Below are 12,857 nucleotides of genomic sequence, written 5' to 3'. Positions count from 1 at the left end.
GTTAGTGCCCCGGGGCGTTGATGGCTGGGAGCATGTCGAGGATCTCGCGGGCCTCGGTTCCGATGGTGGGCGCTGCGGTGAGGGTGTGGCCGTCGATCTCGATGGTGACGCTGCGTAGTGGACGCAGGGTGCGGATGAGCTTCTTGATGCTCACCCCGGTGATGTCCTGCAGGTGCCGGGAGATCGCGAGTGCAGCGAATACCACGGTCAAGTGGGCTTCGATGGCCTGTCTGGTCCGGTGGAACACAGGCCGGGCCCTGAGGTCTGATTTTGTCATCCGGAAGGACGCCTCGACTTGCCACAGGTCGTGATACGCGGCCACTACGTTGGCCGCGGGCATCTTCTCCACCGGCAGGTTGGTGACGTAGCCCTTCAACCCCAGGAGCTGCCGGGCCCGTTCGACCAGGTCCCAGTCCACCCCGGGCTTCTTCCCCGCCAGTTTCACGAACCGGTCCTTCTTAAGCGGCCGTTGACCCGAGGCGACTTTCTCGGCCTTCTCGATCTGCTTGTTCAGCGTGTAGTTGTCCCGCTTCTCCCGTCTGAACGAGTAGTGGTAGACGACCCGTCGGTCCCTGGCTTTGGCCCCGGTGCCCATGGTGCGCACGGATTCCAGGGTCTGCCCGTCGGCGAAGTTGTTGCCGTGGCGCTCGAAGTGGGCGGCTAGGTCGTAAGGGGCTTTGGCGATCCTCGATCCCACGATGAAGGAGTAACCGGCGTCCTCCAGGGCGTTGAGGTTCGCCGCCGATAGCATCCCAGCGTCGGCGACGACCACCATGTCCGCGATGCCATGCCGGTGCTGGAACTGCCGCAGCACCGGGACCAGGGTGGTCGTCTCGGCCTTGTTGCCCTCGAACAGGTGTACCTCCAGCGGGAAGCCGCCGGGGTCGACAAGCAACCCGACCTGGACCTGTGGGTCGACCCTGCGCTCCTTGCTCATCCCGACTCTGCGCAGGTCATCTTCGTCTTCGGCCTCGAAGTGAAGTGTGGTCGTGTCATAAAGGACCATCGTGGCCGCCCCGTTGGCCTTGGTCGTGTGGGACATGCAGGCGGTGGCCAGCACGCCACGGTAGTCACGCTCCTGACAGCGGACCAGGGCCGCCATCAGGGTATTGCGGTGCGGGGCCTCGACCCCGAGTTCGGCCAGGATTCCGGTGGTGGCCAACTTCGAGGCCGGCTCGATGATCCGGGCCAGCACCATGGACCGGAAGGCCTCATCATCCAGGACATCGAATCCCAACAAGGCGTAGGCATCGGTGAGCACCTCCCACAGCACCTGCGCAGCCGATCCGGTTACCACCGCACCAGAGGCCGCCGGCGCCGACTCGGTGCCGGGCAACTCGATGTCCAGCACCTGCTGGCCCTCGTTGAGCTTGTCCCGAGCCACCTGCATCAGCACCGCCAGGTCCGCCTCGGTGTGGGCCGAGCCCAGATGCTCCAAGATCCGGCGCACCCCGTGGTGCTTCTCCGCTATCTGCACCGCCGTCGCACCCGAAGCAGTGCGGACCTTCCGAACAAATGGGGACACCCCCAAAGCCTACGATTAGTGCCCCGAAACGACCACCCAAATCCTGCTGACTAGGCATGATCACTCAGCAACCCTGGCCACCTGTGCAACTCAGGAGCTTGGTGATGCGGGAGGAGGAGAGAGAGATGTTCAGCCTCCTTGACTATCAGAAAGCGGGATCCATTCCCTACTCACCTCTCGCCAAGGGGCGTCTGGCCCGTCCTTGGGGAGAGCGAACCTATCGCACGAAGACCGATGTCCCCGGCAGGCGCTTCGACATCGAAGAGGACAAACCGATCATTGATGCCGTCGAAAAGGTCGCCTCTAGTCGGGGCGTGTCAATGGCGAGTGTGGCGCTGGCGTGGGTGCTGACCAACCCCGCTGTCGATGCACCCATCGTCGGTGCATCAAAGTGGCATCACCTCGCTGATGCGGCAGCGGCGCTGGAAATTGATCTGACGGACGACGAACTGGAAGTGCTGACCGAACCTTATCGACCGCATGAACCCACCAATCTTGTGGGTCCGGCAGAGGCTTTGACCACCCGCTGACTGAAGCGTCCTTGGTCTGGTTGAGGGTGAGCCAAACATCCTGTAATGACATCGATTCACCGATGGCCCCTCGAAATACCCCCCCAGCAATCCGGGAATTGGCGACCCGTGCCGGGCGATCTCCCGGGGCACGAAGCAGATTGGGATCGGCAAGGAGGCCCTGCGCAAGCATGATCCAGAAGGCTACGATTATGCAGAGCAGTCGTCGATGCCTTTCGCCGCCACCACAGGGATCCGGGCCGGCAAGCGGGATCGTTCTCCGCATAATCCACGGTTACGCATAGTGGTTGTAATGCGGTGATGACGCTCGCTGAAATCCCCCAGTTGTGCTCACCGAAATTCCTCAGTCTGGGTCGCTCCGCCGCATGAGGCGGGCCTCCCTGGATGCTGGTGGTCTCTGACCACTCACCAGCCTTCCAGGGAGGCCCAACGCTCATGCTCTCAGAGAGGAGCAGCGTGGACATCCACGCTCTACACCGGCAGGGAATCACGATCAGCGAGATCGCCCGACGCACCGGCCACGACCGCAAGACCATCCGTTCCTACCTCCGCGGCGACCGCGAGCCCGGAGTGCGCAAACGCACCGGCCCGGACGCGTTCGACCCCTTCACCGACTACGTCACCGCCAGGCTGGTCGAGGACCCCCACCTGTGGGCAGTGACGCTGCTGGATGAGCTGCGCCCGCTGGGGTTCGAGGGCTCTTACCAAAGTCTGACCCGGCACATCCGTGACCGGTCTCTTCGGCCGGCTTGTCAGGCCTGCGCCCACGTCACCAGGCGCCCGAACGCGGTAATCGATCATCCTGCCAGGGAGGAGACCTAGTTCGACTGGCTCGAGTTGCCCGACGCGCCCGAGCGCTGGGGCTACCCGACCAAAAGAGCGTTCCTGCTGGTGGGGTCGCTCGCGCACTCCGGCGTCTGGCGGGCCGCTATCGCACCCTCGATGGACCTGCCCCACCTACTGGCCGCGATGACGACCGTCTTGACTCTGCTGGGCGGACTGACGCGGGCGTGGCGGTTCGATCGGATGCGAACCGTGCTGGACCCCGCCACCGGGGACCTGACCGCGATGTTCTCCGCCTTCGCGAAGCATCACGGGGTCCAGGCCGTCGTCTGCCGGCCCCGCTCGGGGAACCGCAAGGGCGTGGTCGAGAAGAACAACCACACCGCTGCCCAGCGCTGGTGGCGGACCCTGGCCGACGAGCTGACTGCGGAGCAGGCCCAGACCTCGATTGAACAGTTCGCGGCCCAACAGGACGGGCGCCGACGCGAGAGCGCCACCGGGACCACGACCGCTGCGACGATGCGCGCTGCTGAACGGCTCCGGCCCCTGCCGCCGATGGCGTTCCCGGTGGTGGTGACCGAGCCGCGGACCGTCTCGCGACAGGCCCTGATCCACTGGCGCGGCAACCGCTACTCCGTCCCTCCCGAACTGGCTATGGCCACGGTGACCATCCACCAGCACCTCGGCGCGGACCACATCGAGATCGCCACCACCTCGGGCGCCATGGTCGCTCGCCACCGGCTAGCCGAACCCGGCCTCGGCATCACCCAGCGCACCGACCAGCACGTCACCGCACTGGAAGCCATTGCGCTGGCCTCCGCACCACCGGGACGGTCTCACCGCCGCAAAGAACGCATCCCACCCGGCTCCGCCGCTCTGGCCGCCGCACAGGCTCTGATCGGGCCGCCCGTACCGACTGCCACCGTGATCGATCTGGCCGCCTACGAGCAGGCCGCGAAGAACAGGAACACCCTGACATGACCACTGCCTCGACCACCCCGACCCCCGCGAGCGTCTATCAGCAGCTCAGGGGCCACCTGACCGAGCTGAAGCTGGCCGACGCCGCCGAGGCCCTCCCAGGCATCCTCGATCAGGCCCAGACCGAGGACTGGACCCTCACCAACGCCCTGGAGCGCCTGCTGGCCATCGAGGTGACCGCCACCGAGAAACGTCGCCTCGCAGGCCGGTTCCGATTCGCGAACCTCCCCACCGGCGCCACCCTGGAAAACTTCGACCACGACGCCGCCTCCGGCATCGACCCCCAACCTGCTCAACGAGCTCGGGACCTGCCGATACCTCGAGAACGCGACGAACGTGCTGCTCATCGGTCCGCCCGGAGTGGGCAAGACCCACATCGCCACCGGCCTCGGCCACGCCGCGGTCAACGCCGGCCACCGGGTCTACTTCGCCTCCGCCGCCGACCTCGCCGCCCGCTGCCACCGCGCCGCTATCGAGGGCAAATGGTCCACCATGATGCGGTTCTTCGCCGGCCCCACCCTGCTGATCATCGATGAGCTCGGCTACCTCCCCCTGCCCGCCGAAGCAGCATCAGCCCTGTTCCAAGTCATCAACCAGCGCTACCTGAAGACCTCGATCGTGATCACCACAAACAGGCCCGTCGGCGCATGGGGCGAGATCCTCGGCGACACCACCGTCGCCGCCGCCATGCTCGACAGACTCCTACACCGCTCCGTCGTGGTCACCCTCGACGGCGCGTCCTACAGGCTCCGCCACCACGCCACAGCCGCCGAAGAAATCCGTCGCGCAACCACCGGCACGAACCTCGGCTAACCTAGCCCCGCGACCCGGGGAGATTCACCGAGCAACTCTGAGGAGAATCGATGAGCGCCATCAGCGGAACTCCGCATAACAGCCAGCCCCCGGGCTCGGTGATCCAGGGCCGGTGCACCCGCCGCCTCCCGGCCCGCCAGGCGGCCTTCACCTCGGCCACCGCCCGGCGGGTGGAACGCTCTGAGCCGGTGTAGCCCATCGCGGTGAGCTTGTCGTGCACGACATCGGCGCGGATCCGCCCGGCGGAGACCTCGACCCATTCCTCGATCATGGGCAGCCACGCGTCGGTGACCCTCGGGCGACTGGCTCCGGCTCCCGGTGCCTGGCCGGCGTCGCGGGCCTGAACCAGCCGGGCCACGGTGTGGTGGGAGCAACCGGTCAGCTCGGCGGCGCCCCGCAGGGACTTGGTCAGGTCATAGGCACTGAGTATTCTCATGGTTTCTACGGCATCCTTCATTCAGGGCCTCTTCCTCGCTGGATTCGATTCGACACCGATATCCAACCCGGTGAAGGGCCCCCCGCCGTCACACGACGCGGCGGGCAACGAGTAGCGCGGGCAAACCAGACGGCCAGCACCGGGCAGTTCCGGTGGCCATCGCTGGGTGAATATTCGCCTCGCTGGGGGCCATTGGTCGTGGGTTTGGGGGCCAGTGCGCTGATTAGTCGATAGTGGGCTTGGGGGCCGGCTGTGGCGTGTGAATCGTCCCAGGTTCTCTGCCGCTACTTTGCGGGTTCAGGCTCTCGGGTGAGGGCCTCGTAGTGGAGCGTTTCGAACTCTATCGGGGTGAGCATTCCCAGGGTGCTGTGGAGGCGGCGGTTGTTGTACCAATCGACCCAGCCCGCGGTCGCGTATTCCACGTCAGCCAGCGTCCGGTACGGGCCTGTGTGGAAGACGGTGGTGCGGATGCACTCGGTCTTGAACAGCCCGTTCACGGATTCCATGAGCGCGTTATCGTAAGCGTCGCCCACGGTTCCGATCGACGGGGCGATACCCTCAAGGTCGAGATGCTCGGTGTAGCGGATCGCAGTATATTGCGACCCGGCATCGCTGTTAAGCCGAATTCGGCCTAACAGCGACCGCGGTGTGCAGTACAGGGCGCTGCGCTACACCCAGGCGCTCGAGGAGGCCGACGCCGTGGCCTCCGTCGGCTCGAAGGACGACTCATACGACAACGCCATGGCCGAAGCGCTGAACTCGCTCTACAAGGCCGAGCTGATCCACCTCGAGGGCCCCTGGGCCGGCCGGGACGACGTCGAAGCCGCGACCGCGGACTGGGTCCACTGGTTTAACGCCGAACGGCTCCACTCCAGGCTCGACTACCAGATCCCAGCTGAGGTCGAGGCCGCTCTTTTCACTGAGAACCAGAGCATTGCCACCGCAGCCAGAATACTGAACAACCGTTCAGCCTCTACTAAACCCGGGACTTGACAAACATAGGAGCATCCCTCAATTGTGAAGAGCCACTAAAAATGGCACGACTCAGGAGGAGGCAGCCAAGGCAGCCACGTCGGACTTCGCGTTCTCTTCCGCGCCGATCCAGATCGCCGAGGCAGATGCAATCGACGTCTTGAACGGGGCATTGACAAGCCCCACCGCCTCTCCGGACCAGGGCTGACACCAACGCTGGGGTTCCGGAGTGCGCGGCCCCATGGCGACAAGACGAACACCCCGTGGCCCAGCGCGGACACATCCATCCGGCTAAGGTCTTGCGATCCCATTGGCCCGGCGCGATGCGCCGGGCCAATGGGATCACGGTCTATTCCACACCGAGAAGACCGAGAAGCTCAGCACGACGCTCCTCCGCCTCGGGCAGGATCTCGTTCAGTGGGATGAAGCCTTCCGGCAGGTCTCCGGTATCGGCGTCCTCACGAACGGAGATCGTTTTGCCGTTGAAGGCCTCCTGCCCCTCCTTGGTCGAAAGGAACTCATAGAACGCCGCAGCTCCATCAGCGTTCTGCGCGTTGCTTGCGATAACCGTGTAGAACTCGCTGCCAGTCGTCGGAGCGATATCAAGCATCTTCACAGGAGCCCCTGCGTCGATCACCGAGAGGATCCCGGGGGCGGAGTTGGGGAAGACGACCTTCGCCGCACCAGCGCCGAGAGCCTCATTGCCGGGAACAGTGCTACCGACGAGCTGAGGGTTCTGATCAGCAAGCTTCTCCAGATAGTCGTCCCCGTACTCCTGGGTCCATAGCTGTGCCATCGCAAGGTAGGACGGTACATTCCGGGGGTCCGCCAGGATGATCTGATCCTTGTACTCCGGGCTCAGGAAGTCCTCCCAAGAGTTGGGTTCCTCCCCCTCCGGAACAAGGTCGGTGTTGATGGCCGCGATCATCGGAAGAATCCCGGCGACCATGACCCCGTCATTGATCGATTCCGCAGGGAACCCCTCGGCCGTAGAGACATCGGTTTCCCACCAGTCCTTCTCAAGCCCGGATGCAATCATCGCCCCGTCCGCGAGCGTGATCACATCCGCAGACGGCGTATCCGCCCCACGTTCCTGTGCATAGCGCACCGAGAGTTCACCCGTCACCAGACGAAGAATCTGAAGATCCACATCAGGATACTCTTCCGCAAAAGCCGCCGTCACACGCTCATTCTGATCCGGCGCGTGCGAACTGTACCAGATGACGGTGCCGGACACCTCAGGATTGCCGTCGACGACGCTCGAGACACTTTCACTGCCCGAACACCCAGACACAGCCATGAGACTAAGAGCCGCAAAAGCTGATGCAACCGCCTTCATTTTCCTGCCCATTGACAGACCTCCAAGATCCAATGCGGATAACCGCGGATGCATTACCGCGATATTTACTCGCCCATAACATGAGCATACGACCAGACCGTATGGCGGTCAATGGAATTTGAATGACCTCTTCATATTCTCCAGCCAGCGCCCCTGGTCATCCGTGTCAGCCTGGAGAACGCCACCATCTCGCAGCGGGTGGTCCTACTCATCGGATCAGAGTAGTTTCAGCCGGACCCACTAAGCCTTGATCCACCGACGAGGATCGGAGTCGAGGGTTGATTCCGTGAACCCCGGGTGAGCCGGTTCTGGGCAGATCAGTGTGGTCGGCCTCGCTGCCGGTGGAGTTCCACTGAAGCTCCTGAATCGTGCCGTTGATCGGCTGGTGGACTGGTTCTATGCGATCTGTGGTGTCGGGTAGATGGCGGTGAAGAGCAGGTCGAAGGCGTGTTGCCAGGCCCAGGAATCGGGCATTCGGATCCGAAGCCGGCGGCCGCTGGAAGCGAGCCGGCGCGGAATACTGACGAGTTTGGCCCTGATGGTGCCGGTGCGGGCTTTGGTGAAGGTTCCGGCGGCGAGGAGCCCGGCGGTGCGGGTGAGGTTGTAGGCCATGACTGCGCAAACCGGCCAGGCGCTGTTGGCCCCGAAGTGGCCGGAGGGCAGGTGCGCCAGGGCGCTGTCTTTGAGGTCGGCGTTGACCTGCTCGATGATCGCATGCTGACGGTGAGTGGCGTCGGCGGCCACAGTATCCAGGACCTCTGGATCGGTGGTGGTGAAGAATGCGTGGAACCGGTGGGTGTCGAACAGGGTCAGCTGACCTTCATCCTGCTACTGGTTCAACTCAGGGATCCGGCGCACCACCAGCCGGCCGGCGACGCGTTCGGCATTCTTGCGAGAGCTGAAGGCGGTGAAGGGGATCTCGGCGACCTCGGCCTTGGAAGTCCAGGTCCCGGTGCCCTCGTCGTAGATCGCCTGCGGGTACTTGATTCCGGTCCAAGCCTTGTCGTCGATGGTGGCGATGGCCTTCTTGACGGCTTTATCCATCCTGACCGTGACCGAGACCTCAGCTCCTGCCTTCAACGCTGCAGCCACCGTCGGGTAGCCGTAGAACGCCGAATCAGCGCGCATCAGGACCCGGCTCCGGTCCGTGGGACGCATTCGGCGCAGGGTGGCCAGCGAGTCACCGATCAGCCGGGCTGCCCCGCGTGGGGAGCCCGCCGATCCTTGGCGCAGGCGTTGGCCCAGGATCACCGGGGCAGTGCCGGCGGTGCTGGCGGTGGCCCGACTTGGCTCAGAATTAGTGCCCTGACTGGCTGAGACTGTTGAGGATCTCCTTGGCTTCGGCGGTGAGGGCTGCGGGGATGGTGGTGATGGTCCCGTTGATCTCGACCAGGCCCTCACGAAGGGGCTGGAGGGTCTTGATGATCCGGCGCAGGCTCAGCCCGGTGGCTGTCTGTAGGTGGCGGGCCACGGCCAGCGCGCAGAACACGATGGTCAGGTGGGCCTGGATCGCATCCCGGGTGTGGTGGAAGATCGGCCGGGCCCGAAGGTCGGATTTAGCCATCCGGAACGAGGCCTCGACCTCGAATAGCGAGTGGTAGGCGGCCACGACCTCGGCGCCCGTGAGTACCGTCATGCTGGTGTTTGTCACGTATCCCTTGACCTGACTCGTGCCACTGTGAGCTGATTTGAGGGCTCATGGCCTTGGATCGTTGATTTTCCGGGGGTTCGGTCGGTTGGATCGGACACTAAGCGGGTGCTTCTAGACTGCTGGAATGGGCTTGTTCGTGCGGAAGGTGAAGACTGCTTCCGGGGCGACGGCAGTGCAGATCGCCGAGAAGCGCCGGGGCGTCCGCACGATCATCGAGCACCTCGGCTCCGCTCACACCGAGGCCGAAGTGGCCGCCCTGGTCCAGGTCGCCAAAGACCGCATTGCCGGCGACCAGCAACAGCTGGACCTGCAGATCCCCGTTCCCACGGACAAGCCGGCCCCGTCGGCGGCGCCGGCCGGGCCGGTCGTCACCGGCTCCTCCTCGAAGCTGCTCTGGGACGTCCTGGAGCAGGCCTACAGCCGGATCGGATTCGAGGGCATCGGCAACGAGACCTTCAAGCAACTGGTGCTGGCCCGGCTGGTTGATCCGACGTCGAAGGCCGACACCATCCGTGTGCTCGAGGAGATCGGGGCTCAGCCGCCGTCGCTGCGCACGATCTGGCGGACCCTGGCCGCCTGCATTGAGCAGGACTGGCGGGACGGTTTCTGCCGGGCCGCATACGCTTTCGCCGCGGCGAAGGCAGGTCCCACCGGGCTCTCGGTCGTTCTTTATGACGTGACCACCCTGTATTTCGAGGCCACCGACGAAGACGAGCTGCGCAAGGTCGGGATGAGCAAGGAGCGACGCGTCGACCCCCAGATCGTGGTCGGGCTGCTCGTGGACTCGGCAGGCTTTCCGTTGGAGATCCACTGCTTCGAGGGCAACAAAGCGGAGACTCTCACCCTGATCCCGGTACTCAAGTCTTTCCAGGGCCGCCACGGGACTAGGGACCTGGTCGTGGTGGCCGATGCCGGGATGCTCTCCGCGGCGAACCTCAACGCCCTGGAAGACGCCGGATTCAGCTTCATCGTGGGCTCCAGAATCACCAAGGCTCCCTACGACCTCGCCGCGCACTTCGAACGCCACGGGAACCACTTCACAGACGGCCAGACCCTGGAATCGGTCCGGAGCATGGGCACCGGGGCCAAGGCCCGGGACCGGCGGGTGGTCTATCACTACTCCTTCAAGCGGGAGAAGCGAGACAACTACACCCTGAACAAGCAGATCGAGAAAGCCGAGAAGGTCGCCAACGGACAGCGGCCGCTGAAACGCGACCGGTTCGTCAAGCTCGCCGGGAAGAAACCCGGCGTGGACTGGACCCTGGTCGAACGCGCCCGCCAGCTCCTGGGCCTGAAAGGCTACGTCAGCAATATCGGTCCGGAGATCCTCGACGGGCCCGCCGTGGTGGCCGCGTACCACTCGCTGTGGCAGGTCGAGAAGTCATTCCGCATGGCCAAGTCCGACATCCGTGCGAGGCCGATGTTCCACCACCAGCGTGATTCCATCGAAGCGCACCTGACGGTGGTGTTCTGCGCCCTGGCCGTCGCCCGGCACCTGCAGGACGTCACTGGGATCAGCATCAAGAAGCTTGTCCAGACACTCAGGCCCCTGCGGACGGTCACGATCGACGTCAACGGCCACGACCTCACTGCGGCCCCGGCCATCGATGCCGACATTCAGAAAATCCTCGACATGGTCAGCGCCCACGCAGGGCACTAAAAGTGGCACGAGTCAGGCTTGAGTCCGAAGAGCTGTTCTGCGGCCTTGGCGGCCTCGTAGTCCACGGTCAGTGTCTTTCGTTGGCCGGTGGTCAAGAATCGGGCCTTGCGCTGGGATTTGCGGCCGGCGGCGATGTCCTCGGCCCGCTGGACCTGCAGGGTGTGGTTGCGCCGGTCACGGTGTTCACGGGCCAGCCGGTACTGCCAGACCGCGCGCCTGCGTGAGGACTCGGTGCCCTTCTTCAGCTCGGTGGTGGTCTCGATGACTTGGCCGTCAGCGAAGTGGTTGCCCTTCGTGGCGAACGTCTTCGCCAGGTCCATAGGGGCCTTGGAGTTCCTCGAGCCGACGATGTACTGGTAGCCGGCCTCTTCCAGGGCCTGGATGTTCGCCCAGGAGAGCATGCCGGCATCAGCCACGACCAGCATGTCGTCCACCTGGTGGCGATCCCGGAACGCGTCCAGGACCGGGATCATGGTCCTGGTCTCGGCCTTGTTGCCCTCGAAGAAGTGCAGCTCCAACGGGAAGCCGTGCCGGTCGACCAGCAGCCCGACGAGGATCTGCGGATCGATCCGACGTTCCTTGGAGAACCCGGACTTGCGTAGTTCGTCTTCCTCATCGGCCTCGAAATACAGGGTGGTGACGTCATAGAGGCAGAGGCTGACGGCCCCGTCGCCGGCGGCGAACCGGTAGGCCGCGGCACTGACCGCATCCTGCCACTTCTCCTCCACACTGCGCGCCAGTCGGCGCTTGAGAGTGGCATAGGAGGGCACCTTGCCCACGTTGAGTTCCTCGAGGACCCGGAGGGAGTCCAGTTTCGAGGTTGGCTCGACGATCCGAGCCAGCACCAGCTGCTTGAAGACCGCGTCATCAACGGCACCAGGGAAGCCGATCCTCTCGTAGGCCTGCTCCAGGACCTCCCACAGCAACCGAGGCCGGGTCCCGTGCAACACCAGCCCACCACCAGCATCAACACTCGTGGCCCGAACCGTGGTGGCGTCATCGGTGTGTAGATCGAGGTCGAAGGCCATCTGGCCGGCATGGATCTTCTCCCTGGCGACTTGTTCCAGGGCGGCCAGGGTCACCTCGTCATGAGCCGAGCCGAGATGCTCGACAATCTGACGCACCCCACGGCGCTTCTCCACGAGCTGGACCGCGGTCGCCCCGGAAGCGGTCTTCACCCGCCGGATGTACATCCAAACAGCCTAGACCCCCCCCGACCGTTAGTGCCCCACCCCGCAACCAAGAACCCCGGAATCATGCGGAACTAGGCACCAAAAACGACCGAATCACCGAACAGTGAGCCAAGTCGGGTTCAACGCTGCAGCCACCGTCGGGTAGCCGTAGAACGCCGAATCAGCGCGCATCAGGACCCGGCTCCGGTCCGTGGGACGCATTCGGCGCAGGGTGGCCAGCGAGTCACCGATCAGCCGGGCTGCCCCGCGTGGGGAGCCCGCCGATCCTTGGCGCAGGCGTTGGCCCAGGATCACCGGGGCAGTGCCGGCGGTGCTGGCGGTGGCCAGCAGCGCGTTGAGCCCGCGGACCCCGGAGTACCCGCAGCCCGAGCCCTGCTTCTGATAGCCGTGAACTTCGATGATCGTGTCGTCCACGTCCACGTCGACAAACACCAACCCCGAACTCGAATCGGCAGCTGCAGGGTTTCCCAGTAGTGGGGCCCGGTCAGCCGGTCCGGCCAGGAAGCGGGAGGCGACCGCATCGAGCTGGCGGACGTGGCCGAAGGTGAAGCAACGCAGGAACGACCCCAACGTCGAGGGCGCATAACAGGCGTTGAAGAGCCGCTTCATCGCCCCGTGGCGCAGTATGGCCATGTCATCGATGCTGTCGGCGCCGGCGAACATCCCCGCGACGAGGGCGGCGACTTTCGCCCCGGCGTTGGAGCCTTTATCGGTCGGCACGATCAACCGCTGCCCTGCCAGTTCATGCAGGCTCGATTCGGTGACCAGTTTCATCAGTGGAACCAACCCTACGGAACCCACGAGATTCGGTTCGTCGAAGGAAACTGACACGGCGGAACGGAACCTTAGACAAGTCCCATTCTTCCCGGTCAGGCGGGCATTTCGTCTTCAATTATGAGCCTCACCCAGCGCGACGATCGGTGGATCAAGGCTTAGCCAAGGCGGAATTCAACCGTCCGCAGAAGAGGTCGACGTTT

10 protein-coding genes and 5 pseudogenes are annotated in these 12,857 nt (G+C 64.4%); 7 read left to right on the top strand and 8 right to left on the bottom strand.

Annotation, left to right across the window (positions count from 1 at the left end):
• Position 1: 1 nt before the first annotated feature.
• Positions 2-1,525 carry an IS1634 family transposase gene (locus AB0K08_RS07790; protein WP_363353072.1) on the bottom strand — a complete coding sequence of 508 codons (1,524 nt, stop codon included), beginning with the start codon at positions 1,523-1,525 and terminating at the stop codon, positions 2-4.
• Positions 1,526-1,581: 56 nt separating this feature from the next.
• Here AB0K08_RS07790 and AB0K08_RS07785 point away from each other — a divergent pair, with 56 nt between their 5' ends.
• From AB0K08_RS07785 to AB0K08_RS07765, 5 genes and pseudogenes are all read left to right on the top strand, one after another.
• Positions 1,582-2,055: an aldo/keto reductase gene (locus AB0K08_RS07785; RefSeq protein ID WP_363353070.1), complete on the top strand. Its 474-nt coding sequence runs from the start codon at positions 1,582-1,584 to the stop codon at positions 2,053-2,055.
• A 456-nt stretch (positions 2,056-2,511) separates the two neighbouring features.
• Complete coding sequence (locus AB0K08_RS07780; RefSeq protein ID WP_363353068.1) at positions 2,512-2,877, top strand: helix-turn-helix domain-containing protein; 366 nt, start codon at positions 2,512-2,514, stop codon at positions 2,875-2,877.
• Positions 2,878-2,892: 15 nt separating this feature from the next.
• Positions 2,893-3,819, top strand: coding sequence for an IS21 family transposase (locus AB0K08_RS07775; RefSeq protein ID WP_363353066.1), 927 nt, complete (start codon positions 2,893-2,895; stop codon positions 3,817-3,819).
• A pseudogene (locus AB0K08_RS07770) lies at positions 3,816-4,046 on the top strand (AAA family ATPase); the annotation flags it as partial. The gene AB0K08_RS07775 and the pseudogene AB0K08_RS07770, both read left to right, overlap by 4 nt.
• Positions 4,047-4,152: 106 nt before the next feature.
• The gene (locus tag AB0K08_RS07765; RefSeq protein WP_363353064.1) at positions 4,153-4,629 is read left to right on the top strand and encodes an ATP-binding protein; all 477 of its coding nucleotides are present in this window, start codon (positions 4,153-4,155) and stop codon (positions 4,627-4,629) included.
• Positions 4,630-4,708: 79 nt separating this feature from the next.
• On the opposite strand, the pseudogene AB0K08_RS07760 reads toward AB0K08_RS07765, so the two are convergent.
• Together AB0K08_RS07760 and AB0K08_RS07755 are read right to left on the bottom strand one after the other, a co-directional pair.
• Positions 4,709-5,086: pseudogene (locus tag AB0K08_RS07760) on the bottom strand (IS21 family transposase); the annotation flags it as partial.
• A gap of 263 nt (positions 5,087-5,349) precedes the next feature.
• Positions 5,350-5,697 (bottom strand): annotated as a pseudogene (locus AB0K08_RS07755) (integrase core domain-containing protein); the annotation flags it as partial.
• Positions 5,698-5,713: 16 nt separating this feature from the next.
• Here AB0K08_RS07755 and AB0K08_RS07750 point away from each other — a divergent pair.
• Positions 5,714-6,058 carry an integrase core domain-containing protein gene (locus AB0K08_RS07750; RefSeq protein WP_363353062.1) on the top strand — a complete coding sequence of 115 codons (345 nt, stop codon included), beginning with the start codon at positions 5,714-5,716 and terminating at the stop codon, positions 6,056-6,058.
• Positions 6,059-6,386: 328 nt separating this feature from the next.
• Here the strand turns inward: AB0K08_RS07750 and AB0K08_RS07745 are convergent, their stop codons facing one another.
• The 3 genes and pseudogenes from AB0K08_RS07745 to AB0K08_RS07735 all read right to left on the bottom strand — a co-directional run bounded on the left by AB0K08_RS07745 (position 6,387) and on the right by AB0K08_RS07735 (position 9,027).
• Complete coding sequence (locus AB0K08_RS07745) at positions 6,387-7,388, bottom strand: extracellular solute-binding protein (protein ID WP_363353060.1); 1,002 nt, start codon at positions 7,386-7,388, stop codon at positions 6,387-6,389.
• Between the two features lie 384 nt (positions 7,389-7,772).
• Positions 7,773-8,657, bottom strand: a pseudogene (locus AB0K08_RS07740) (IS1380 family transposase); the annotation flags it as partial.
• Between the two features lie 16 nt (positions 8,658-8,673).
• A complete protein-coding gene (locus tag AB0K08_RS07735; RefSeq protein WP_363353058.1) occupies positions 8,674-9,027 on the bottom strand; it encodes a hypothetical protein in 354 nt (117 codons plus the stop codon).
• 124 nt (positions 9,028-9,151) lie between these two features.
• Here AB0K08_RS07735 and AB0K08_RS07730 point away from each other — a divergent pair, with 124 nt between their 5' ends.
• Complete coding sequence (locus tag AB0K08_RS07730) at positions 9,152-10,687, top strand: IS1634 family transposase (protein WP_363353056.1); 1,536 nt, start codon at positions 9,152-9,154, stop codon at positions 10,685-10,687.
• On the opposite strand, the gene AB0K08_RS07725 is transcribed toward AB0K08_RS07730, so the two are convergent.
• The gene (locus AB0K08_RS07725) at positions 10,684-11,865 is read right to left on the bottom strand and encodes an IS1634 family transposase (RefSeq protein ID WP_363353054.1); all 1,182 of its coding nucleotides are present in this window, start codon (positions 11,863-11,865) and stop codon (positions 10,684-10,686) included. The two genes, AB0K08_RS07730 and AB0K08_RS07725, sit on opposite strands and share 4 nt — an antisense overlap.
• Positions 11,866-12,000: 135 nt before the next feature.
• Positions 12,001-12,654: pseudogene (locus AB0K08_RS07720) on the bottom strand (IS1380 family transposase); the annotation flags it as partial.
• Between the last annotated feature and the right edge of the window lie 203 nt (positions 12,655-12,857).

The organism is Citricoccus sp. NPDC055426 (assembly GCF_040677445.1).
GTDB lineage: Bacteria > Actinomycetota > Actinomycetes > Actinomycetales > Micrococcaceae > Citricoccus.
Note: the sequence above shows the minus strand (reverse complement) of the source record. Positions and strands in the feature narration are given on the sequence as shown.

Excerpts from the sequence above, each read along its gene's own strand:
- AB0K08_RS07785 (WP_363353070.1), top strand. The coding sequence starts at position 1,582 with ATGATCACTCAGCAACCCTGGCCACCTGTGCAACTCAGGAGCTTGGTG.
- AB0K08_RS07745 (WP_363353060.1), bottom strand. The coding sequence starts at position 7,388 with ATGGGCAGGAAAATGAAGGCGGTTGCATCAGCTTTTGCGGCTCTTAGT.
- AB0K08_RS07730 (WP_363353056.1), top strand. The coding sequence starts at position 9,152 with ATGGGCTTGTTCGTGCGGAAGGTGAAGACTGCTTCCGGGGCGACGGCA.